Here is a 23,419-nt window from a genome sequence, read left to right as displayed (position 1 = left end):
CTTTCACAAACGCCAGAACAACTCATGCCGTCGTACGGCCTTGCGGAAAAATTCGTTCTCACCATACGGCGACCGCGCACGGCCCGCCAACACACGTTGCAACCAGCGTCGCACCCGGCGCTTGAACGGCGGCGCCGGCTGCAGGTCATGCATCATGCCCAGCGCCATGGCCTTGTCGCGCTGCTGCGACAGCGACAGCGACAGGCTGCACGGCCACAACTGCAGCGCGTCATCGAACAGCGGCGGCAGTGCAATCCCGGCACCCGCGTCACCCATGGGCCAGCGGTCGTTGTCGTGCAGGTGATTGGCGTAGCCCAGCACGGTGGTCGGCTGCCACTCCAGGCCTTGCAGGGCCTCGAGTACCGCTTGCTGCGCGCAGATGTGATCCGGGTGCGGGTCGAGGACAGGGTGAGGCAGCACGAGCACTTGCGGACGTGCGGTCAGAAGCAACTGGCGCAGATCAGCCAGCAAATTATTCCAGGTCGGCAAGCCGTCCTGGTCCGCCGGCAGCGGGAACGCGTTGAACTGGCGAAACAGGCGGATATCGTCCAGCTCGGCCTCGCGCGAAGCGACAGGTTGATCGGGCGTGGCGCGCATCGCCGGCAATTGCAGGCAGAAATAGCCCAACTGCACGCAATGCGCCTCTGGCACACCGGCCCAACGCGGCACGGCGATGCTGTCCCAGGCGCGCAAACGCCCCTTGATCCGTGAGGCTTCAGCCGGGTCCAGGCCCATCTGCTGATAGTGCTCGGCTTCGATTTCACCCGCCGTGAGGGTCACGATCCATGGGTTCTCGGCCTGGCTGTACAGCCCGAAGGCGGCCAGCTCGGCATCGTCGGCATGCGGCGCGATGACCATCACGCGTTGCGCCGAGTAGTCCGGCGTAGCCCAGGCCCACAGGCGGGGGGCGCCCTGCAGCGTGCAAAAGCGCCCGCGCAGGCGCAGCTCACCGGCCATCAAGGCGGGGGCCAAACCACTCAGATTCAGATAACGCAGGCCATTCACACCGCGTTCGAAGGCTTGCCGGTCGACGCTGTCAGCACCGCAAATCTCAATCGCCGGGTCGAGAAAACGCCCCAGCCAGCCGCTCTTGACCTTGATGGCCAACACCAGCGTCGCATCGGCTTCCAGCGGCCCATCCACCCGCAGCCGGCCACCCTCGAAACTAACCCTCGCCACCTCGGCGTCCGCCGAAAAACGGTACTGGTAATCTTCGTTGGGCGCATAGAACAAATGGTCGGCAAACCAGCCTTCATGAGCCGCCCAGCCCAGCACGCCCAGTACCAGCGGCAGCCACCAGGCGACGCCGACACCGATGGCCACCAGCAGCACCAGGCCGATCAGCACGCCGATGCGTTTGTTGCGCCGATGGCGCTTGAGCAATTGCTGTTTGCGGCTCATACGGTCAGCACCGGCACAGGGTTGCACCAACGATCCTTGTATTCCCGGTCGGCCCGCCCGAACGAAAACCGCAGCGGCTTGCCGGCTTCACGGGCGTGCTCCCAGGCACTCTGGGTGTTGAGGAAACTGAGCACACTGCCCGGGCTGAAAGCGCGGGTTTGCGGATCGACCCCGCCGTTGACGTACTCCACGCTGATCCACTCGGGCGACTCGACCCGATACACCAACTGGACCGCAATCGGCGCGTCGTTGAGGAAAATCACCGAGCCGATCAGCCATTCGCGCAGCAGCTCGATCACCTCGGCCATGCGCTCGGCACCCGTGGCGACAAAGCCCCAGCGCCGCAGAAACAAATCGCAGTAGATCGCAGCCAGTTCCTGGCTGGAAAACTCGCTCACCGGCCGCACGACACCACCGGCCTCTTCCAGCAGGCGCAGCTCGCGGCGCTGGTTGTAGCGAAATTTCTTCGACAGTTCCTCGGGCGTGCGGGCCATGGCCAATTGCTCGGCCTGTGGCTTGAGCCCACTGAAGCGGCCTTCGTTCAGCGCCGACAGGTAGCGCGCGCGGTGGCGCAAGGGGGCCTGGGTGTCAGGCGCGGCTGGCAGGATCAGCTCGGCGTTGCCCAGGTCGAACAGGCCCTTTTTGCCGCGCTGCTTGAGCACGTCCTTGGACAAGGCCAGGTCGCGCCCCCAGGTGGCGATGCACGCCTGCAATTTGCCGCCCTGCTCCCAGGCCAAATAGCGCACCGGGATGTCAGCCAGGCCGGCCAGGCGCTCGATCACCTGCGGATGAGTGGCGACACTGCCGCCAAAACGCTGCCAGGCGTCGCTGTAGACAGGCGCGTCGACGACGGACCAGCCCCGCTCGCGCCAGCCTTGGAATCGATTGAGCATCAGGCCCCCGCGGTCAGTTCAATAACGTGCGGCAGTTGCCAGAAGGTAGCGCGTACCGCCTGATCCGAGAAACGCTCGCGCAGACGCTCCAGCATCATCTCGGCGCACTGCCGTTGCTGGTGTTGATCCATCGCGGCCAGGTGCCGCAGCCCCTGCGCGAGGTGTTCGGCATCGCCGAAGGGAAACAGGATCCCGACCCCCTCGACCACTTCCTTCGCCCCCCCACAGGCCGTGGCCAGCAACGGTACGCCGGCCGCCATGGCCTCCAGCAGTACCATCCCGAAGGGTTCGTGATCGGAGCTCAGCGCAAACACATCGAATGCGCGGAAATACCGGCGCGCATCGGGCACCTGGCCGAGGAACAGTACCTTGTCGGCAATCCCCAGCTCCCGGGCAAGCTCCTTGAGGTCTTGCTCCAGGCGCCCGCTGCCGAGGATCGCCAGGCGGCTCTCGACGGGCAAGTGCGCCAGTGCCAGGGCAAAACCCTTGAGCAGCGTGGCCTGATCCTTGTCCGGGTGCAGGCGACCGACATTGCCGATCACCCATTCGTCCGGCGATAACCCCAGCGCATCACGGGCCTCATGCACCGGCACCTGAATAGCCTGCAAGGCGTCGACATCGATACGGTTGTACAAAGTCTGGATACGTGCAGCAGGCCAGGCTGGCAGGCAGCGGCGCATGTCGTCACGCACGGCGTCGGACACCCCGAGCAGGCTCAGGCGCTTGCGGAAACACCCGGCAAACAGCTTGCGGCTGCGACGCTGGTAGTCACCAAAGGCGTGATGCACGCCAATCACCGGCAGCCGCGTCGCCAGCAAGGCCACGTAGATCGGCTTGAAACGGTGGGCAATACAGAAACTGAAACTGCGCGAGGCGGCAATCTTGCGCAACTGCGCAATGGCCGCCAGCTTCAGGCCGCGCACGGCCTTGGAGCTGAACTCCATGAACAACACTTCATCGCTGGCACACCCGGCGGCCACCTCGGGGTCGGCGACCCCGGTGAGGAACACCGTGGTCACCTTGTAGCCAGAGCCTGCGAACAGACTGGCGTACTGTCGGGCGCAGTCCAGGAACGGCCCGTCATAGCCGTGGCAGAACTGCAGGACGTGGCGTTCAGCCGAGCGCGTCATAAGGGTCCACGCCGTCTTTGACGACCAGGATGTCTTCCATGATCAGGTACTGCAGGTCCGAGCCGAAGAACATGTTCAACGCGTCGGTCGGCGAGCAGATCATCGCTTCGCCACGACGGTTGAGCGAGGTGTTCAGCGATACGCCGTTACCGGTCAGTACTTCCAGCTCTTTCATCATGTCGTAGTAGCGCGGGTTGTACTCGCGCTTGAGCACCTGGGCGCGGGAGGTCCCATCTTCATGGACCACTTCGGGCACGCGGGTCTTCCACTCTTCCGCCACTTCAAAGGTGAAGGTCATGAACGGCGCAGGGTGATCGACCTTGATCATCTGCGGAGCCACGGTGTCGAGCATCGACGGGCAGAAAGGCCTCCAGCGCTCGCGGAACTTGATCTGGTGGTTGATGCGGTCCGCCACGCCGGTGGCGCTTGGGCAGCCGATGATCGAACGACCACCGAGGGCACGCGGGCCAAACTCCATGCGGCCCTGGAACCAGGCCACCGGGTTGCCGTCGACCATGATCTTGGCGATGCGCTGCGGCATGTTCTCGATCTTGCGCCAGTTCGGCTTGCTCTCGTGCCTGGCACACGCGGCGATCACGTCTTCGTTGCTGTAGGACGGGCCGAGGTAGACGTGTTCCATCTTCTCCACCGGTACACCACGGGCATGGGACACGTAGGCCGCCGCACCGACGGCTGTGCCGGCATCGCCCGACGCCGGCTGCACGAACAGCTCCTTGACGTCGTCACGGGCGATGATCTTCTGGTTCAGCTTGACGTTCAGCGCACAGCCGCCGGCGAAGGCCAGCTTGCCGGTGTCTTTGAGGATGTCGCCCAGGTAGTGGTCGATCATCTGCAGGGCCAGCTTCTCGAACAGTGCCTGCATGCTGGCGGCGTAGTGGATGTACGGCTCGTCGGCGATGTCGCCTTCGCGCTTGGGACCCAGCCACTCGATCAGTTTCGGCGAGAAGTAGAAGCCCTTGCCCTTCTCTTTATAGCGGCGCAGGCCGATGACGTTGGCGTAGTCGGTGTTGATCACCAGCTCGCCGTTCTCGAAGGAGGCCAGGCGCGAGAAATCGTACTTGCTGGCGTCGCCATACGGCGCCATGCCCATGACCTTGAACTCGCCGTCGAGCATCTCGAAACCGAGGAACTCGGTGATCGCGCCGTACAGGCCGCCGAGGGAGTCCGGATCGTAGAATTCCTTGATCTTGTGGATCTTGCCGTTTTCGCCGTAGCCGAAGAAGGTGGTGGCGTACTCGCCCTTGCCGTCGATCCCGAGGATCGCGGTCTTCTCCTGGAAGCCCGAGCAGTGGTAGGCGCTGGAGGCGTGGGCCAGGTGGTGTTCAACCGGTTCGATCTTGATTTTCTTCGGATCGAAGCCCAGTTGCTCCAGACACCAGACGATCTTGTTGCGATAGCGCTTGTAGCGACGGTTGCCCATCAGGATCGCGTCGAGCGCGCGATCCGGGGCATACCAGTAACGCTTGGCATAGTGCCAGCGCGCCTCGCCGAACAGGCTGATCGGGGCGAACGGGATCGCCACCACATCAACGTCGGAAGGCTTGATGCCGGCCTGTTCCAGGCAGAATTTCGCCGATTCGTAGGGCATGCGGTTCTTTGCATGTTTGTCGCGTACGAAGCGCTCTTCTTCGGCGGCCGCGATCAGCTTGCCGTCGATATACAAGGCTGCGGAAGGATCATGGCTAAGGGCGCCGGACAGGCCAAGAATCGTCAATGCCACAGGGGTCTAGCCTCTTTTAGTCTGCATGCAGGCGGGTTGCGCCTGAAAAAAGTGTGCTTCCCACCTGGGCAGGAAACAGCTAAAGGGCGGGATTATAGCTCAAAAGCAGTAGGAAGCTGTTAGCGGCGAGCGGCAAGAGGGACTAGCGGAAGATCTCGATGCTGCCGTCCTTGTTCTGGCGGTAGATCGTATAGGGCAGCACCAACGTGTCCAGTACGCCGGAGGCGACGAAATCGATGGCGAAGACCGGGAAGGCATTGCCGGCGGCGCCGGACACGCTTTGGTCCTTGAGGCTTTTTTCAGGCTTGGGCTCGCCATTGAGCGAACAAAACCCGTAGATCACCCCGCTGTAGATGCGCGGCACGCTCTCGCAGTGGCTGCGCGAATCCTTGAGGTTCTGGCTGGCCACGGCGTCCGGGCGGAACACGGTATTGATCGTTCCGCAACCGGCCAGCGCCAGCACCGCTGCCAGGCACGCGACTATCGACGTACTCCTCACGTACAGCTCCTTTTGACCCATCGGCCATTGTCAAGGGTAGTACCGGGCACGCTAACATCGAGCCGTGTGCGAGCCCAACGCCAACACGCCGATGGGTTCCGTAGGCCGATTCCTAAATGAAATAAATCGCCCGAGTCACTAAACTCGCGCCCTTTTGCGCGTTTACACCCTAAGCGCCACGGATTCCGGCTGAACCATGACCCCGCTCACTCGCTTCACCCTGCTGCTGCCCGGCCTGCTCGCCCTGTGCGACACCGCCCGTGCAGACGACACCACCCTGATCCTCGACCCCAGCGTCGTCACCGGCTCACGCAGCGCCAGCCCGACGTTCGACCTGCCGTACTCGGTGGACGGCATCAGCCGCGAGCAGATCAGCGACGGGCAATTGGGCATCAATGCCTCTGAAGCCCTGTCCCGCGTGCCAGGCCTGGTAGTGCAAAACCGCCAGAACTATGCGCAGGACCTGCAGATTTCGTCCCGCGGCTTCGGCGCGCGCTCGGCGTTCGGCGTGCGTGGCATCAAGCTGCTTGCCGACGGCATTCCCGCCAGCACTCCGGACGGCCAGGGCCAGGCCGCGACCTTCAACCTCGACACTGCCGAACGCATCGAAGTGCTGCGCGGGCCTGCCGCGACGCTGTATGGCAGCAACGCCGGCGGCGTGATCCAGATGTTTTCCCGCGACGGTGAAGGCCCGCCGCGCATCGGCGCCGAAACCCTGGTGGGCAGCGACGGCCTGAACAAAAACCACTTGAGCGCCGAAGGCGCCGCCAATGGTGCGGGCTTCGTCCTCGACGCCTCGCGCATGGACACCAACGGTTATCGCGACCACAGCAGCGCGCGCCGCGACCAGACCTTCGCCAAGCTCAATTTCCAGCCCGATGACGACAGCAAGCTGGCGCTCATCTACAGCAGCCTGGAGCAGAACGGGACGCAGGACCCGCTGGGGCAGAAATGGCAGGCGTATAAGGCAGACCCTCGCTCCGTGGACCCCGCCGCGTTGCAGTACAACACGCGCAAAAGCATCGACCATCAGCAATTGGGGATGAATTACGAGCGCTACATCGGCGATGCGACGTTGCAGGTGAATGCGTATACGGGGCGCAGGAGTGTGATTCAGTATCTGTCGATCCCCAAAGGCACCCCGCCCAACGAACGCGGCGGCGGCGTGGTGCAATTCGACCGCAAGTTCTACGGCGGCAGCGTACGCTGGATGCAGCCCATCGACAGCGCGCCGGGTGAGCTGACGATCATCACCGGCCTGGACTTCGACCAGAGCGAAGACAGCCGCCACGGCTACCAGAACTACAGCGGCACCACCCTTGGCGTAAAGGGCCAGCTACGCCGCGATGAAATCGACACGGCGCGCAGCCTCGATCCCTACCTCCAGGCCAACTGGGCCCTCGACCGCTGGACCCTGCAAGCCGGCATCCGCCACAGCACCATGCAGTTGGACGTCGACGATCAATTCCTGAGCAATGGCGACGCCAGCGGCAGCAAGACCTACCAGAAAAACACCCCGTCGATGAGCGTGATGTACGCGTTCACGCCCGAGTTGCACGGCTACTTCAGTGCTGGCAAAGGTTTCGAAACCCCAACCCAGGCCGAATTGGCCTACGCGCCAGGTAATGTCGAGGGCTTCAACTTCGGCCTGAAACCGTCCGAAAGTACCCAATATGAAGTGGGCCTGAAGGCCCAACTGAACGACACGCGGATCAACGCGGCGGTGTTCCAGATCACCACCGAGGACGAACTGGTAGTCGACCAGTCCCTGGGCGGGCGCACCAGCTACCAGAACGCCGGCCGCACCCTGCGGCGCGGTTTCGAACTGGGCATCGAGAGCCAGTTGGCCGAACACTGGAGCACCAGCCTCGCCTACACCCGCCTGCAAGCCACCTATGACAGCGACTTCATCGGCGGCGGCAAGCCCGTCGACAAAGGCAACTACCTCCCCGGCGTGCCGCAAACCACCCTGTTCGCCGAACTGAACTGGAAGCCACGGGACTGGGTCAGCACGGCTGTCGAAGGCATGTACCGCAGCAAGGTCTACGTCGAAGACACCAACCAGCAACACGTCGCACCCGGCTACAGCGTGTTCAACTGGCGCGCCCGTTTCGAGCAGAAAGTCGAGCACTGGACCTTCCACCAGACCCTGCGCCTGGATAACCTGCTCGACCGCCAGTACGTCGGCTCGGTGATCGTCGGCGACGGCAATGACCGCTACTACGAAGCGGCGCCCGGACGCTCCTGGTATGCGGGAGCCGGCGCGCAGTACCAGTTCTGATGTGCGCACCGAACTCAAGCAGCCTGCCGCTGAGCCAAAAGCGTTTGCACGCCTCTTTCAGCAAGCGATGCCCATGAAGCGCATCGCGTCACGTGTGGAAAACGGCACCTACACACCCCGCATCATCCGGGTCAAGGCTGAATAAACCCGGCTAGTTGCGCTCCAGCACACGGCGACTGGCAAAGCTGAAGGTCAGCACCACAAAAATCAGCACGCCGGTCGCCACCTGCTGCCAGTAGAAATTCCAGCCGATCAGCAGCAGGCCGTTGGCGATCACGTTGATAAACAGCACCCCCAGCAAGGTGCCGGGAATATTCGCCCGGCCCTGTCGGCTCAACGTCGTGCCGATGAACACCGCGCCAATCGCATTGAGCAAAAACGCATTGCCGGACAGCGGCACGTAGGCGCTGACCGTCGAGCTGAGCAACACCCCCGCCACCCCGCAGGCCAACGCGGTGGCCAGCGCCACGACGGTCACGATGCGCCGCACTGACAACCCCGAGTAATACGCCAGCAGCGGCTGGGTGCCTTGGGCCAACAACTCACGGCCCAGGCGCCCGCGCGCAAGTGCCAGGCCGTAGAACAGTGCCAGCCCAAGGACGATCAGCAGCGGGATCAGGCCGGTCAGTTCAGGCTTCACGCCCTGGGCGATATAGATCGGCTGACCGCCGTCCGACAGCAACTGCTGGGCGCTGGTGCCGATAAACAACGTCCCCAGGGTCGCCAGGAAAGGGCTGATACGCAGCCCGGCGATCAAGCCGGCATTGAACACCCCGACCAGCAACGCAGCGACCAGCGCCCCCGTGGCAGCTACCGCCCAGCCATGCCCACCATTGAGCAGGACGACGAAGCTGAAACTGGCGAAATCCAGCGCGGTGCCCACCGACAGGTCGATACCGCCGGCGGCCACGGCGTAAGTCATGCCGATGGCGACAATCGCCAGCAACACGAAGTTGTTCAGCAGCAGGCTGTGCAGGTTGCCGGCGCTCAGGAACCCTGGCGCCTGCACGGCGAACACCCCGACGATCAGCGCAAACACCAGCGGCAAGGTCAGCGGCAACAAGGCGCGCAGGTTCATGGGTGGGTTCCTCGGTTCAAGGCGCTGGAGGCGGCGACCACCAGCAAGATCAGCACGCCTTGCACGCCATTGACCCAGAAGCTCGACACGTTGAGCAACTGGAAGCCATTGATCAGAAAACCGATCAACAGCGCAGCGAGCAAAGTGCCCGGGATACTCGCCACCAGTCGCCTGGAAAACACCACGCCAAGAAAAGCGATCGCCACCACCGACAGCAACATGTCGCCGGAACCGGTGGTACTGCCGCTGAAAAATGCCGCCGAACACAGCGCGGCCACGGCGGCGCACAACCCCGACAGCAGGTAGCTCGAGAGCACATAGGCCGGCACCCGAATCCCGGCTGCCTGCGCCGCCTGTGGGTATTCGCCGACCGCATGCAGGCGCAGCCCGTAGGCCGAATGCTGGATCAGCAAGGTCAGCACGCCCGCCGTCACCAGCAGCACCCACGCCAGTGCCGGCACCGCCAGCCAGTTGCCGCCGCTGAGCAGGTCGAGCAGCGGCGAATCGGTAGAGACCACGGTGTTTTCCGTCAGCACCAGCTCCAACCCGGCCAGTACGTTCATGCTCGCCAGCGTCGCCAGCAACGGTGGCAAGCGCAACAGCACCACCGCCAGGCCGTTCAGCACGCCGACCGCCAGGCCACAGCCCAGGGTCAACAGCAGGCTGAGCCAAAGCTCCAGGCCGGCATTGTTGAGCCGGCTGAACACCGCCGCGCACAGCCCGAGATTGGCCGCCAACGACAGGTCGAGCCCGCCGGCCACCACATTCGAGCCGCCGCCGATAATCACGCAGGTCAGCCCGAAGGCCAGCACGCCGAGGATCGCCGACTGGCTGAACACATTGGCCAGGTTACCCACCGACAAAAAATTCGGCGCGGCCACGGCAAACCCCAACAGGATCGCCAGGAACACCCCCACCGAACCCCGGCGCAGCACCAGCACCCACACGCGTTGCGAGAACCCAGGCGTCGCGACATCAAGCATGTTCGACCTCCCGCGCCGGCAGCGCTGCAGCGGGCACGGCCCCCGTCGCACAGGCCAGCAACTGATCGCTGTCAGCCTCGCCGGCATGGAATTCACCGGCGATCTCGCCGCGATGCAGCACCACAATCCGATCACTGATCCCGAGCAATTCCGGCAAGTCCGAAGACAGCACCAGCACCGCCGCGCCCGCTTCCACCAGGCGTCCGATCACGCGATAGATCTCCACTTTGGCGCCCACATCCACACCCACGCAGGGCTCATCCAGCAGGTACACGGCCGAGCGCCGACTCAGCCATTTGCCCAACGCGACTTTTTGCTGATTGCCGCCGCTCAGTTGACTGACCGCCGCGTGTGGGCCGGGCGCCTTGATCGCCAATTCATCGATCAAGCGCACGCTCTCCGCGTGCTCCTGGCGCCGACTCAGCAGCCCCCAGCGACTGAACCTTCCCAGCCCCGCCAGCGTGAGGTTTTCCAACACCGACAGCAGCGGCGAAACACCCTGGCTCCGCCGCTCTTCCGGCACCAGGGCGATGCCCGCGGCAATCGCCTGGCCCGGCGAGCGCAGGCGCAACAGGCGCCCGTCCAGGTGCACGCTGCCGCTGTCGGCGCGTTCCACGCCGAACAAGGTCTTGAACAACTCTTTGGCACCTGAGCCGACCAGCCCGGTCAGGCCGAGGATTTCTCCGCGGCGCACCTGCAGGTCAATCTGCCGATAACGCCGCGCCAGGCTCAGCCCGCGCACCTGCAACAACGGCGGGCCCAATTCGACCTTGGCCTTGGGGTACATCTCCTGCACCTCGCGGTTGACCATCAGCCGCGCAATCTCGGCGCTGGAGGTGTGTCGTGGCTGCACCACCGCCACGTCGCGGCCATTGCGCAACACTGTGACTTCATCACACAGGCTGTCGATTTCCTGCAGGTAATGGGAGATGTACAGAATCGACAACCCCTGGTCACGCAGGCGCTTGACGATGCGCAGCAGTTGGTCGACTTCACGCTTGACCAACGCCACGCTGGGCTCGTCGAATACGAGGATTTTCGGCTGGCGGATCAATGCCCGGGTAATTTGCAGCACTTGGCGCTCGGCGCTGTTCAGCTCGCCGACCAAGGCGCCTGCCGGCAGTTGCAGATCAAAATATTCAGCCAGCAAGCGCTTGGCTTCACGCTGCTGGCGGCGCCGATCCACGAACGGCCCGCGGCGCAATTCATGGCCGAAAAACAGCGCCTCGCCGACAGTGAAACTGGCCGGCAGCAGGCGCTCCTGATGGATGAACTGCACGCCCAGCGCATCCACCTGGCGCGGCGACAAGGAGTCATAGGATTGGCCGTCGATACTGACCTGTCCCGCATCAGCCTTGTGAAGGCCGGCAAGGATCTTGATCAAGGTCGACTTGCCCGCGCCGTTCTCGCCCACCAGCCCGTGAATGCTGCCACGCTCGACCTTCAGGCTCGCATCCTCCAGCGCCTGGGTGGCACCGAAGCGTTTGCGCAAGTGCTGCAGGTGCAATGCTGCCATCAGTCACCCCGCAATTGCTGGACCTGCGCCAGGTTGGCGGCGGTGGTCAGCAGCGTGGGCACATGGGTTTCCTTGGGCAGGTCACGTTGGCCGGCCAGGTAACGCGCCACGTTCTGCACGGCGGTCTTGCCGATCAGCGCCGGCTGCTGCGCCACCACCGCGCCCACCGGCGAGTTCGCCTGGCCGAGTAGCGCCAGTACTTCCGGGGTGCCGTCGACGCCGTAGGTCTTGATCTCGGTGCGCTTGGCATCGATCAATGCCTTGCTCGCGCCCAGTTGCGGGATGTCCCACGCCGACCAGATCGCCGAGACGCTGCCCGCCGGGTATTTGTTGAGCAGTGCCGACACTTGGGAATACGCGTCCTGCACGGTATTGGGGATCACATCACGCAGTTCCGGCTGGATAATCTCCAGCTGTGGGTAATCCTTGAGCGCCAGCTTCAACTGGTCATAACGGATCGCGCACACCGGCACGCCGTAGAAACCATTGAACACCAGGATCTTGCCCTTGCCGCCAGCGTCCTTGATCAACTGATCGGCCAGCGCCTTGCCGGTGGCGACGTTGTCCGAGGTGGTGTTGTTGAGGCTGTATTGCGAGGGCGCATCGATGGTGAACAGCGGAATGCCAGCCTTGCTGATGCGCTTGAGCCAGGGGTCGATCACGCTGAGGGTACCGAGGGTCTGGATCACCGCATCCGGCTTCTGGGTGACCACGGTCTGCAGCTGGGTCACCAGGTTTTTGTCGTTACGCCCGGCATCCAGGGTGATCGGTGTACCGCCCAGGCGCTTGATCTCATCGACCTGCGCCTGGAACGCCTTGATATCGAAATAGTGACTGGTGCCGGTCATGCTCACCGCAATGCGCTTGCCGGCCAGGGACGGCACGGCATCATCACCTTCTGCAGCATGGGCCACGCCACCCAGCAGCAGGGCGGCGCCAAGGCAGATCAAACGGGAAAGCGAGGAAAGGCTGGAAGGCATACAGGGCTCCGCTGCAAACGGTGAAAGGGTTCACCAGGTGCTATTGCAGAGCCCGTGCCAGGATTTTTAATGAGTTAAATCAGCAAGATAAAAACCCAAAGCGAAAGCGTGATGTCGTTCTTGAACACAACTGCCCAATCACTGTTGCCCACGCAACACCTGCCACGGGGTGTTCGCCCCCCAGCTTGCGCATTTCGACTAAGACGCCTGCGTTGACACGCTGGAATCGCAGGCATAGAACCTGGCGCAAAGGGACTGGGGATCCCGGTCGGCGATCTAGCCTCGGTGAGTTTCATCGGGGCTTTTCGCTTGCTGGGATGCGGAATTGCCTGAAACGAATTTTATCTGCCCCCCCCCATTCGAATGCGGGAGCGGGCTTGCCCGCGAAGGCGACCTGACAACTGTCCAGGATGTTGGATCAGACTGAGTATCTATCCATTTCTGCGGCAACCGCGGCTACGGGTTCCGCTCTTGCAGCGGGTCACTTTCGAAAAGCGCGAAAGCAACCAAAGCGCTCTTGCCCCAACGCTCGGTGTGCCCGTAAACCGACATGGATTTGGCGGGCCACCATCGCCGGCAAGCCGGCTCCTACAGTTTGGGCAGTCGCTGATCGATCAGTTGGTACAACGCGCTGCTCTGCGACCAGTTGCGCATGAACCGCGCGCGATCCCTGGCATACGCCGGGGTGAAGCTCGCGATTGAGCTGTGTTGGCACATGGCGTCGAGGTCGATCAGCGACCAGCGGTCCTTGTCCCAGAACAGGTTATGGCCCTTGAAGTCACCATGGCTGATGCGTTCGCGGATCAGCTCGGCGAACAGTTGATCCAGCGCCTGCAGTTCGTTTTCCGGCGCCTCGCCGTTTTCAACGTACGGCGCGAAGCGCTCGATGATGTCCGGACCCGGCAGGTATTCGGTGACCAGGTACGCGCGGCTGCGCAGCCAGAGAAAACGCTTTTCCAGCACGGCCAGCGGCTTGGGCGTGGCGATGCCGAGGAAGGCCAGGCGGTTGCCTTCGCGCCAGGAATGCCAGGCGCGACTGGGGCGCCAGAAGCGCTTGAGCCAGTGGGCAAAACCCTTGATGTTGTAGCGCTTGATCACCAGCGGCCGACCGGCCACCTCGACCTTGGCCACGCTGGCGGCACCGCCGGTCTTGTACAGGTGGCCCTGGTCGAGCAATGCATCCGCCTGCTCCAGTACCGAGAGCATCGCCGGCTCTTCCTCGCGACGAATCGCGCGCAAGGCAAAGGCCCCTCGCACCACGCTGAACAGCGTGCATTCGCGGCCGACCTTGTGCAGAAAGTCCTTCAAGCGCCAGGCACTGACCTTGCGCACCTGTTTCTCCAAGGCTTCCAGCGGCAGGGCGTGCTCGCTGTTGCCCAGCAGGTAGTAGACCAGCAGTTCTTCGGTAAACGGCTCGAGATTTTTTGGCAACTGGGCGAAAAACACCCCGAGGTTTTCCAGCACACGGTTACGTGACAGCGGCTTACCGGCTTCTTCGACGCGAATCCCGGCGCCATCGATCAGGTACAGCTTGCCGTCCTGGCGCAGCAGGTTGTCCAGGTGCAGGTCTTCCTGCCACAGCCCTTTGGCGTGCATCTGCGCGACCGCACCCAGCGCCTCGGCCAGCACCGCTGTCTGCTCGTCGGCCAACGGCGGCAGGCCTTCGACGGCGTGCCAGGCATCAGCCAGGCTCTCGGCGCCCTCGATAAATTCGAACAGCAGCCAACCGCCCTCACCTTCCTGCAAGCCATCGGCGAGCAGCAACGGGGTGGTCAGGCCTTGCTCGGCGAGCAGGCGCACGCCGCGCAGTTCACGCTGAAAATGCCGCGCCGCCTTGCTGCCCACCAACAACTTGGCCAGCACCGGACGCCCGCGCCACACCGCCGCGCCCACGTAGCGCTCGCCCGGCAACACGCGCAACAGGCTCAGCAGTTGCAACTGGCCGGGGCCGGCGGCATCGGCGAGATCCAGAGTGAGGGGCAGGCTCGGTGTGCGACCGGCGTTTTTCAGCTCGGACAGACGCATCAGCGGTTCTCCTTGTGGCTACGCCGTTTCGTCAGGCGCTGCAGCCAGGTGCCGACCAATGCACTGCCCTCAGGCTGATCGAGGTAGGCCGCCAGCAACTGGCGCACCTGCGCATCCGACCATTGCGGCGCACGGCGCAACAACGGCTCCAGGTCCTTGACCCGGTCACGCCAGCCGAACAGCAGCGGGCGGGTTTTCTCCAGGTCGATCAACTGCGCGGCGTAACCGTCACCGGTGGCCTGCAGGAAAATATGCTTGGGGTAGAAACAGCCATGCACCTGGCCAACGCCGTGCAGCCGGCGCGCCAACAGGCCGCAGGCCAACAGGATCGCGTGGTGCTGGGCGTCGCTCAGGTGCGCCCATTGTTCCAGCAGCGAGTCCAGGTCATTCCAGCCGTCCAGGGCGCGGGTCAGCAGCATCGCGCGGTGTTCGCCGGCGACCTTGCGCTCGCCATAGAACGCCGCCTGCAGCGCCGGGATACCGAGCTTGCGGTAACGGCTGATATTGCGAAATTCGCGCGAGAAACTGGGCTCGCCCAACGGCCGGTGCAAGCTGCGCGTGAGGTAGTTGCTCTGGCGCTTGAGGTAATAGCCGTGGCCGTCCAGCTCCAGGCGAAACACACTGCTCCAGCCGCCACGGCTGGTGTTCGGCTCGTCTACCGCGTCCAGTTGCTTGGCCCACAGCGCGTCGAATGTCGCGAGGCCGTGGCGCTCCAACAGGGCGCGGTCTTCGGCCGCCAGGAAATCACTCATTCGCGTCCCTCGAAAAACTTCACCACATGGCGAATACGCTGTTTGTCCGATGCACTCAGGTGCCGGCGCTGACGGTACTGCATGTAGAAACGCAGGCGCTGGGTGGCTGACAGGTGATACTTGGCCACCTTGTCCAGGCACGCCAGGTCCTTGGTGATGCGGTACTTGAGCCAGAAGCCGCGCCAGAAATCGCCATTGGGGCAGTCGATCAGGTACAGGGTCGACTGGTCGTCGATCAGCAGGTTGCGCCACTTCAAATCGTTATGGGTAAACCGATGGTCGTGCATGGTTCGCGTGTATTCGGCGAGCTGGCGGCTGACCGCGTCGACCCATTTGGGGTCGCGCAGGCGCGCATCGTTACGCTCGGCCAGCACCGAGAGGTCTTCGGTCCTCGGCAATTCGCGGGTGATCATCGCCCCACGGTCGTAGGCCAGGCCCTTGCGCGCCAGGCCCCAGGCGACCACGTCGGCGGTGGGGATGCCCCACTTGGCGAAGCGCTTGAGGTTCTGCCATTCGGACTTCACGCGCGGCTTGCCCAGGTAGCGCCGCAAACCCTTGCCGGCGCCGGTGTAGCGCTTGACGTAGTAATTGACCCCGCCGCGCTCCACGCGGATCACTTCCGACAAGGGATCGCGGGTCAGGCGTTCGCCTTGCAGGGCGAACACGGCGTCGAGGCTTCCAAAATCATCCGCCAGGTGGGCGTAGGCAGGTTCCAGGTTCCAACCCGCCATCAGATCGCATCCCCATAACGTTGCTTGCGCGCGTACAGCTTGTCGGCCTTGCGCTGCATCAGGCTCAACGATGCCGATTGCTCCGCCAGGATCTGGCGCAGTGGCTGGCGGAAGTAGCCCTTGAGGAAGCGCAGTTTGTCGCGGCGGGTCAGGCCGATGTCCAGCGCCGAGTAGTACAGCGCGGACAAGTCCTTGTCGCGCCAGCGCAGCGGCAGATGGGCACGCAACTGAGCGCGGTGCAGGTCGATCACCGAGAGCTTGATGTTGTTCGCGTCGATGGGCCTGGAAGTGTCCAGCAAGAAGTGGCAGAGGTAGCAGTCACGGTGATTGACGCCACCACGGTGCATGTCGCCCACCATGCGTGCCAGTTCGTGTGTGAGCGCATGGCGCAGCGCGGGTGCAGGCGGTTCAGCGACCCAGTTGACGCTGAGGTCTTCGAGGCTGAGGGTCGGCGCCAGTTCTTCGGTGATGATGAACGAGTGCTGGTCCGCCGGGTTGCTGCCCTTTTCACCGAAGGCCACGCCGGTCATGGTCGGCACGCCGAGTTCCTGCAAGCGATGAATCGCCGCCCACTCAAGGCCGGCGCCGAGCACCGGCAGCTTGGCGGTGATCAGGTTCTTGAAGATTTCACCCCAGCCGATACCCCGGTGGATTTTGACGAAATACGGACGGCCCTCCACCTCTGTGCGCAGGGTGCGACGTGCCGCCAGTTCACGGAATACCTGGCCTTGCAGTTGCTCGACTTCGGCGAAGGCATCGCGCCCGGCCCATAAAGTCTTGAACGGTTCGGCAAGAATCAACTTCATCGTTTTGGCTCCGCCAGAATCACATCCGCAGCGTGCTGCGGCATGCTGTAGAGGTCGGCCGTCTCGGCGAAGGCCAACCCATTGCGGCCCCAGGCCGCGCGCTGTGCAGTGTCGGTGAGCATACGGGCCAGGTACTGGTTGAGCTGGCTCTGTTCGAACGGCTCATCCAGCACCAGGCCACTGTCGGCTTCGGCGATGTAGTGGGCGTAACCACACACGGCCGAGACCAGCACCGGCAACCCGGCCACCAGGGCTTCGAGCAATACGGTGCCGGTGTTTTCGTTGTACGCCGGGTGGATCAACACATCGGCGCCCAGCAGGAAACGCGGGATATCACTGCGGCCCTTGAGGAACTGCACATTGTCGCCCAGGCCCAGGGTCGCGCTTTGCAGCTGGAATACCTTGGGGTCGTCCTGGCCGATTACAAACAGGCGCGTGCGTTTTTTCAGTTCCGTCGGCAGTGCGGCCACGGCTTTCAAGCTGCGGTCGACGCCTTTGGTCTTGAAGCCGGAGCCGATTTGCACCAGCAGCAAATCGTCGTCGGCCAGGTTGAATTCCTGGCGGAAACCCTGGCGAATCTCGGCCGCATTCGGCGGCGCGCGACGGTCCTGGGCAATGCCTGGCGGCAGCAGGTGGAAGCGTTGCAGCGGCGTGTCGTAATGCTTGATGAACAACGGCTGCTGCACTTCGGAGATCATCAGGATCTCGGTCTTGGCATCCTTGGCGAACACCGCGCGCTCGTACTCGGCAAAGTGGCGATAGCGACCAAAATTGCGGTACAGCGAATGGCGCAGGTTTTGCGCCTTGTCTTCGAAGCAGCCATCGGCGGCGTAGTACACGTCCAGGCCAGGCATCTTGTTGAATCCGATCAGGCGGTCGACCGGGCGCTTGGCCAGGTCCTCGGCCATCCAGGCGCTGAGCTTCTCGTTGCGCCGATGGTTGAAGAACGCCTTGACCGGCGCCACCAGCACTTCGAAGCCCGGCGGGATGTCACCTTCCCAGATCAGCGTGTAGACACGAATCTGATGGCCGCGCTGCTGGCACTCCAGGGCGATGCGCATGAAGTCACGCTGCAGGCCGCCGAAGGGGAAGTATTTGTACAGAACAAAAGCCAGTTGCATCAGTGCAGTTCCTCAGCCAGTAACAACGTGCTCAGCCGGCTCGCCACACGCTCAGGGTTCAGGCGCGTGAAGCACAGGGGCGACTCGCGCTTGATGTCGAACCGACGCAGGTCATCCGCCGTCGGTTGATAGGTACAGTTCTTTTGCAGGCACGGCGCGCATGACCAATCGCTGGCCAGGTGAATCTGGCCCTTGCCGTAGGCGCCGGTCAGGCCGGGGTTGGTCGGGCCGAACAGGGAAATGGTCGGCACATCCAGCGCCGCCGCCAGGTGGCCCAGGCCGGTGTCCACCGCCACACAGGCGCGGGCACCGGCCAATACGCGGGCGACGCCGGCGAGGTTCAACTTGGGCAGGACCTCGGCATTCGGCAGGCCCTGGGCCAGGCGCTCGGCCCGGGCCTTTTCGACCGGGTTGCCCCACGGCAGTTTCACGTCCACCCCCAGGCGGCCCATGCGTTCGGCCAGCTCGCGCCAGTAGGCTTCGGGCCAGTGTTTGGTGTCCCAGGTGGTGCCGTGCAGCAGCAGCACGAAGGGCTTTTTCGGCGGCAGGCCGAGCAACTTGTCGACGCTCAGGCCATAGTCGCCCAGGCCTTTGGGCAAGTCATAACCGAGGGCCACGGCAAACAGCTGGCGCAAACGCTCCACCGCATGCTGCCCACGGGCCACGGCCAGGCGGCGCGAATAGAAGCGCGCGGCGATTGGCTCACGGGCCGACTGCTGGTCAAAACCCGCCACCGGGGCCCGCACGTAACGGGTCAACCAGGCACTTTTGAGCAGACCCTGGGCATCGATTACCAGGTCATATTTGGTCGACTGAATGCGCTGCTTGAAGCGTCGCCACTCGCCACTCTTGAAGGTCTGCCAAAGGTTTTTGCGCCAGCGGCGGATCGCCACCGGGATCACCTTGTCCACCGCCGGGTGCCAGGTGGGGATTTCGGCAAAGCCTTCTTCCACCACCCAGTCGAATTGAATGCCCGGGATCGCCCGCGCGGCGTCGGTAAGTGCCGGCAACGCGTGGATCACGTCGCCCAGGGATGAGGTCTTGATTACCAGTACGCGCAAACTATCGGACCTCGACCGCAGAGCCCTGCAACCGCTGCAAGGCTTCGTTCACCGGCTGCGGCAGCAATTGGCGCATGCAGTTGTAATGGCCGAAACGGCAGGTGCGATCAAAACAGGGGCTGCAATCGAGTCCCAGGCGCACCACTTCGACCTGGTCGGCCAACGGCGGAGTGAAGCCCGGCGAGGTGGAGCCGTAGACCGCCACCAGCGGGCGGTTCAGCGCAGCCGCCACGTGCATCAGGCCCGAGTCGTTGGACACCACCGAGTCGGCGCAGGACAGCAAGTCGATGGCCTCGGCCAGTGACGTATCGCCACTGAGGTTCACAGCTTCTTCGCGCAGGCCGGGAATCAGGCGCTGGCGAATGTCCTCGCCGACCGGGTGATCCTTTTTCGATCCAAACAGCCACACCTGCCAACCTTCGCGGATCTTGGTCTCGGCGACTTTGGCGTAATGCTCCGACGGCCAGCGCTTGGACTCGCCAAACTCGGCACCCGGGCACAGCGCCAGCACCGGGCGATCGAGTTGCAGGCCGAACTTGGCCAGCGCTGCATCGCGGGTGACTGGGTCGATCTGCAGGCTCGGGCGCGGGTACGGCGTCGGCAATTCGGCGCCGGGGGCGTAGGCCAACGCCATGAAACGCTCGATCATCAGCGGGTAGCGCGCCTTGTCCAGCTTGCGCACGTCATTGAGCAGGCCATAGCGAAACTCGCCACGCCAGCCGGTGCGCTTGGGGATACCGGCGAAAAAAGGCACCAGCGCCGACTTCATCGAGTTGGGCAGCAGGATCGCCTGGTCGTACTGGCCGGCCAGGGATTTGCCGATACGCCGGCGGGTCGCCAGTTCCAGGGCACCGTGGCCGAGCGGAAAGCTCAGGGCCTTGCGCACTTCGGGCATGCGCTCGAGGATCGGCCGGCTCCACTCAGGGGCAAGCACGTCGATCTGGCAGTCCGGATAGCGCTGGCGCAGGCACTGGAACAGTGTCTGTGCCATCACCATGTCACCGACCCAACTGGGCCCAACGATCAGAATATTCATGTAGTTTCCACAAACGATGCGGGGAGGCTTATGCCTCCCCGCCTCGAAAATTACTGTAGGTCACGGTTGGCCCGGTAACAGCTTTGTGTGGGAGCGGTCTTGCTCGCGAAAGCGATCTGTCAGCCGCCCCATCGAGTGACTGAAATACCGCTTTCGCGAGCAAGCCCACTCCCACCTTTATTCGAGCTTCAGCTTAACCCCAGTTCCTGCCAGATTCGCATCACCTGGCGCCGTTCGTCGGCGAACTGATCCCCGGCTACCGTACCAGCCTCATTCTGCAGGGCCTGGCGGTGCGCGGCGGAGCGGTAGGCTTTATACACCTCGCGCAGCAGATGAGCATCGGCGGCGGGCATCAACCCCACCTGCTCCAGGCCTTCCAGAATGCGGATATTGTCGGTATAGCGCAGCAACGATGGATGCTGCGCAGACCACGCCAAAGCCGCGTATTGCACCATAAATTCAATATCGACGATACCTCCGGCGTCCTGCTTGAGGTCGAACAGCGCCGTGGCTTCGAAGGCATTGGCGCCGGTGCCGGCCGCCGTGCCCTTGGTGCCCAGGTTGTCACGCATCTTGGCGCGCATCTCGCTGACCTCCTGGCGCAGCTTCGCCAGATCGCGCTCACGCCCCAGCACCTTGGCCCGGACCTGCTCGAACGCCTGGCCCACATCCTGGCTGCCGACCAGCACGCGCGCGCGGATCAGGGCCTGATGTTCCCAAGTCCAGGCTTCATTTTGTTGATAGCGATCAAACGCGCCGAGCGAACTCACCAACAGCCCGGACGCGCCCGAAGGTCGCAGGCGCATGTCCACCTCATACAGCTGGCCGGAGTTGGTCTGGGTGGTCAGCAGATGGATGATCCGCTGGCCCAGGCGCGTGAAGAACTGCGCGCCATCAATCGGCTTGGCGCCGTCGGTCTCGGCCTGCGGGTCGCCATCGTGGATAAACACCAGGTCCAGGTCCGAACCATGCCCCAGTTCGATGCCGCCGACTTTCCCATAACCGACAATGATGAACCCGGGATCACACAAGGTGCCGTCCAGCCGTTGCGGCGAGCCGTGGCGCGCCACGGTCTGGCGCCAGGCCAGGGCCAGCACCTGTTCGAGGATGGCTTCGGCGAGCCAGGTCAAGTAGTCGCTGACTTTCATCAACGGCAGGCTGCCGGCGATTTCCGAGGCCGCCACGCGCAGGCGGTGAGCCAGCTTGAAGTGCCGCAGGGCCTCCATCTGCTGCTCCAGGTCATCCTCGGGGATGCGCGTGAGCCGCTCGCGCAACTCGGCGGCAAGTTCCGGCGCCAATGGTGGCTTGAACAGGCGGCCTTCGTTGAGCAACTCGTCGAGCAGCAGCGGGAAACGCGTGATCTGCTCGGCAATCCACGGGCTGGCGGCGCACAGGGTCAGCAGGCGGCGCAGGGCGTCGGGGTTTTCCGTGAGCAGCACCAGATAGGCAGAGCGCCGCGCGACGGCCTCCACCAGCGGCAATACACGTTCGAGCACCAGGTCCGGGTTGGCGTGTTCGACGGCCTGGGCCAGCAGGCGCGGGATAAACGCGTCCAATCGCTCGCGACCGAGGCGCTGCATGGCGCGCAATTGCGGGCTGCTGCGCAGGCCGGCCAGGGCCTTGAGGGCCTTGGGCGCATCAGTGAAGCCGCCTTCCGCGAGCTGGCGACACGCAGCCTCTTCGTCCTGGGACTCTTCCCACAGCGGCAGCCACTCTCCGCCCACGACCAGTTCGCCCTCTTCGCCTTCCTCTTCATCCGGATCCGCGATGACCTGGCGGAAATGCCAATCCACCCGGCCACGCCAGTACATCAGGCGCTCATGGAACGCGGCCCAATCGGCAAAACCGAGCATAAAGGCAATGCGCGCCTGGTCCTCCGGGCTGTCCGGGAGCATTTGCGTCTGGCGATCGGCAATCGCCTGGATCGCGTGCTCGGTGTAGCGCAGGAATTCATAGCCATTGCGCAACTCGGCGATCACCGCCGGCGGCAGGTAGCCCTGGCCTTCGAGGGTGCCGAGCACTTTGAGCAGCGGCCGCTGCTGCAGGCTGAGGTCGCGACCACCGTGGATCAACTGGAAGGCCTGGGCGATGAACTCCACCTCGCGAATGCCGCCCGAGCCCAGCTTGATGTTTTCGGCCATGCCCTTGCGCCGCACTTCCTGCTGGATCAGCTGCTTCATGGTGCGCAGCGCTTCGATGGCGGAAAAGTCCAGGTAACGGCGGTACACGAAGGGGCGCAGCATATCGAGCAACTGCGCACCGGCGACCTGGTCGCCGGCGACCACACGCGCCTTGATCATGGCGTAGCGTTCCCAGTCGCGACCCTGGTCCTGGTAGTACTGCTCCAGCGCGTTGAAGCTGAGCACCAGCGCGCCAGCCGAGCCGTAGGGGCGCAGGCGCATGTCGACACGGAACACAAAGCCGTCGACAGTCATCGGATCGAGGGCTTTGATCAATTTTTGACCAAACCGAATGAAGAACTCCTGATTATCCAGGGAACGCTTGACGCCCACCGTCTCCCCGCCCTCGGGGTAGGCAAAGATCAGGTCGATATCCGACGACAGGTTCAGCTCCACCGCACCGAGCTTGCCCATGCCGAGGATCACCATGTGCTGCGCTTCGCCGCTGCGCCGGCCAGTCGGCGTGCCGAACTGCACGCAATGGCGCTGGTACAGCCACTGGTAGGCCTGGTCGATGCTGGCGTCGGCCATGTCGGAGAGGTCGCGGCAGGTTTGCACCAAGTCCGCCTGGCGGGTCAGGTCGCGCCAGATGATGCGCACTTGCTGGCGCGTGCGCTGGCGACGCAGCACGCGGCCCAGCTCATCTTCTGTTTCGGCCTGTTGCACGGCGCCGGCGATCTGGCCGCACAGCTCGCCCGGCGCAAAGCCGCGGTCCAGCTCGCCCCAGGCCACCAGCTCGAGCAACATCAAAGGGTCACGAACACTCTGTTCAATCACGAAATCACTGGCGGCGCACACGCGGGCGAAGTCGGCCCACCGTTGCGGCGTCCACGCAGAAAGGCCATGATCGTCGTCCAGCGCGGCCACTGCGTCACGAAATGACTGCTCGGCCCGGCTGGCGTAAGGCAAGAGAATGGCGGGTAATTCGGCCAGTGTTGGCAGGCTCATGGTCTATCCTTGATCGGCGCGTAAATGGCTTGTAGCTGTGAACGCAAGAACCACGCTCGATGAAGGACTGTCGAACAAAAGTTAGAAATAGCTGAAAATTCATTAATTTTGGCAGGCAACATTAAACTTCTACCTTTTCTTGTTCGCAAAAGATCAACAATAACGATTATGCTCACCAGCCAGACCGAGCAATCCGCTCAGTCTTGTGTAGTTTTACTACTCGTATATACATTCGAAAGGCTGAAATGGCCGACGAT

General features: G+C 63.5%; 18 protein-coding genes. 1 reads left to right on the top strand and 17 read right to left on the bottom strand.

Annotation, left to right across the window (positions count from 1 at the left end; all coding sequences use genetic code 11):
* Nucleotides 1-3: 3 nt before the first annotated feature.
* The 5 genes from NTD80_RS08015 to NTD80_RS07995 all read right to left on the bottom strand — a co-directional run bounded on the left by NTD80_RS08015 (nt 4) and on the right by NTD80_RS07995 (nt 5,685).
* The gene (locus NTD80_RS08015; protein WP_262133049.1) at nt 4-1,401 is read right to left on the bottom strand and encodes a PIG-L deacetylase family protein; all 1,398 of its coding nucleotides are present in this window, start codon (nt 1,399-1,401) and stop codon (nt 4-6) included.
* Entirely contained in the window at nt 1,398-2,294 is an 897-nt protein-coding gene (locus tag NTD80_RS08010) for an antimicrobial resistance protein Mig-14 (RefSeq protein WP_120447476.1), read from the bottom strand. Before NTD80_RS08010 ends, NTD80_RS08015 begins: the two co-directional genes overlap by 4 nt.
* Complete coding sequence (locus NTD80_RS08005) at nt 2,294-3,424, bottom strand: glycosyltransferase (RefSeq protein ID WP_262133046.1); 1,131 nt, start codon at nt 3,422-3,424, stop codon at nt 2,294-2,296. Before NTD80_RS08005 ends, NTD80_RS08010 begins: the two co-directional genes overlap by 1 nt.
* Nucleotides 3,408-5,165 (bottom strand): carbamoyltransferase, encoded by a 1,758-nt coding sequence (locus tag NTD80_RS08000; RefSeq protein WP_065900046.1) that lies wholly within the window; start codon nt 5,163-5,165, stop codon nt 3,408-3,410. The genes NTD80_RS08005 and NTD80_RS08000 overlap by 17 nt, the downstream gene beginning before the upstream one ends.
* Before the next feature lie 142 nt (nt 5,166-5,307).
* Nucleotides 5,308-5,685 carry a YceK/YidQ family lipoprotein gene (locus NTD80_RS07995; RefSeq protein WP_410017408.1) on the bottom strand — a complete coding sequence of 126 codons (378 nt, stop codon included), beginning with the start codon at nt 5,683-5,685 and terminating at the stop codon, nt 5,308-5,310.
* Nucleotides 5,686-5,860: 175 nt separating this feature from the next.
* Here NTD80_RS07995 and NTD80_RS07990 point away from each other — a divergent pair, with 175 nt between their 5' ends.
* Nucleotides 5,861-7,945, top strand: a complete 2,085-nt coding sequence (locus NTD80_RS07990; protein WP_262133042.1) for a TonB-dependent receptor family protein — start codon at nt 5,861-5,863, stop codon at nt 7,943-7,945.
* Nucleotides 7,946-8,096: 151 nt separating this feature from the next.
* On the opposite strand, the gene NTD80_RS07985 is transcribed toward NTD80_RS07990, so the two are convergent.
* The 12 genes from NTD80_RS07985 to glnE form a co-directional block, all read right to left on the bottom strand.
* Nucleotides 8,097-9,023, bottom strand: a complete 927-nt coding sequence (locus NTD80_RS07985) for an ABC transporter permease (RefSeq protein WP_262133041.1) — start codon at nt 9,021-9,023, stop codon at nt 8,097-8,099.
* Nucleotides 9,020-10,006, bottom strand: coding sequence for an ABC transporter permease (locus NTD80_RS07980; protein ID WP_262133040.1), 987 nt, complete (start codon nt 10,004-10,006; stop codon nt 9,020-9,022). The genes NTD80_RS07985 and NTD80_RS07980 overlap by 4 nt, the downstream gene beginning before the upstream one ends.
* The gene (locus tag NTD80_RS07975) at nt 9,999-11,522 is read right to left on the bottom strand and encodes a sugar ABC transporter ATP-binding protein (RefSeq protein ID WP_262133039.1); all 1,524 of its coding nucleotides are present in this window, start codon (nt 11,520-11,522) and stop codon (nt 9,999-10,001) included. Before NTD80_RS07975 ends, NTD80_RS07980 begins: the two co-directional genes overlap by 8 nt.
* Nucleotides 11,522-12,502, bottom strand: coding sequence for a sugar ABC transporter substrate-binding protein (locus tag NTD80_RS07970; protein ID WP_262133038.1), 981 nt, complete (start codon nt 12,500-12,502; stop codon nt 11,522-11,524). Before NTD80_RS07970 ends, NTD80_RS07975 begins: the two co-directional genes overlap by 1 nt.
* Before the next feature lie 588 nt (nt 12,503-13,090).
* The gene (locus NTD80_RS07965) at nt 13,091-14,527 is read right to left on the bottom strand and encodes a lipopolysaccharide kinase InaA family protein (protein WP_262133035.1); all 1,437 of its coding nucleotides are present in this window, start codon (nt 14,525-14,527) and stop codon (nt 13,091-13,093) included.
* Nucleotides 14,527-15,279 (bottom strand): lipopolysaccharide kinase InaA family protein, encoded by a 753-nt coding sequence (locus NTD80_RS07960; RefSeq protein ID WP_262133033.1) that lies wholly within the window; start codon nt 15,277-15,279, stop codon nt 14,527-14,529. The genes NTD80_RS07965 and NTD80_RS07960 overlap by 1 nt, the downstream gene beginning before the upstream one ends.
* Entirely contained in the window at nt 15,276-16,010 is a 735-nt protein-coding gene (locus tag NTD80_RS07955) for a lipopolysaccharide kinase InaA family protein (RefSeq protein WP_065900030.1), read from the bottom strand. The genes NTD80_RS07960 and NTD80_RS07955 overlap by 4 nt, the downstream gene beginning before the upstream one ends.
* A complete protein-coding gene (gene rfaP / locus NTD80_RS07950) occupies nt 16,010-16,816 on the bottom strand; it encodes a lipopolysaccharide core heptose(I) kinase RfaP (protein ID WP_262133032.1) in 807 nt (268 codons plus the stop codon). Before rfaP ends, NTD80_RS07955 begins: the two co-directional genes overlap by 1 nt.
* The gene (locus tag NTD80_RS07945) at nt 16,813-17,937 is read right to left on the bottom strand and encodes a glycosyltransferase family 4 protein (RefSeq protein WP_065900028.1); all 1,125 of its coding nucleotides are present in this window, start codon (nt 17,935-17,937) and stop codon (nt 16,813-16,815) included. Before NTD80_RS07945 ends, rfaP begins: the two co-directional genes overlap by 4 nt.
* Nucleotides 17,937-18,998, bottom strand: coding sequence for a lipopolysaccharide heptosyltransferase I (gene waaC, locus NTD80_RS07940; RefSeq protein WP_065900026.1), 1,062 nt, complete (start codon nt 18,996-18,998; stop codon nt 17,937-17,939). Before waaC ends, NTD80_RS07945 begins: the two co-directional genes overlap by 1 nt.
* Before the next feature lies 1 nt (nt 18,999).
* On the bottom strand, nt 19,000-20,034 hold the full coding sequence (waaF, locus tag NTD80_RS07935; protein WP_065900023.1) for a lipopolysaccharide heptosyltransferase II: 1,035 nt from the start codon (nt 20,032-20,034) through the stop codon (nt 19,000-19,002).
* Between the two features lie 188 nt (nt 20,035-20,222).
* On the bottom strand, nt 20,223-23,162 hold the full coding sequence (gene glnE / locus NTD80_RS07930) for a bifunctional [glutamate--ammonia ligase]-adenylyl-L-tyrosine phosphorylase/[glutamate--ammonia-ligase] adenylyltransferase (protein WP_262133031.1): 2,940 nt from the start codon (nt 23,160-23,162) through the stop codon (nt 20,223-20,225).
* Nucleotides 23,163-23,419: the final 257 nt, after the last annotated feature.

The organism is Pseudomonas sp. 13B_2.1_Bac1, assembly GCF_025466155.1.
Taxonomy (GTDB): domain Bacteria; phylum Pseudomonadota; class Gammaproteobacteria; order Pseudomonadales; family Pseudomonadaceae; genus Aquipseudomonas; species Aquipseudomonas aylmerensis.
The sequence above is the reverse complement of the archived record's forward strand: the minus strand, read 5'-3'. Positions and strand labels throughout refer to the sequence as shown.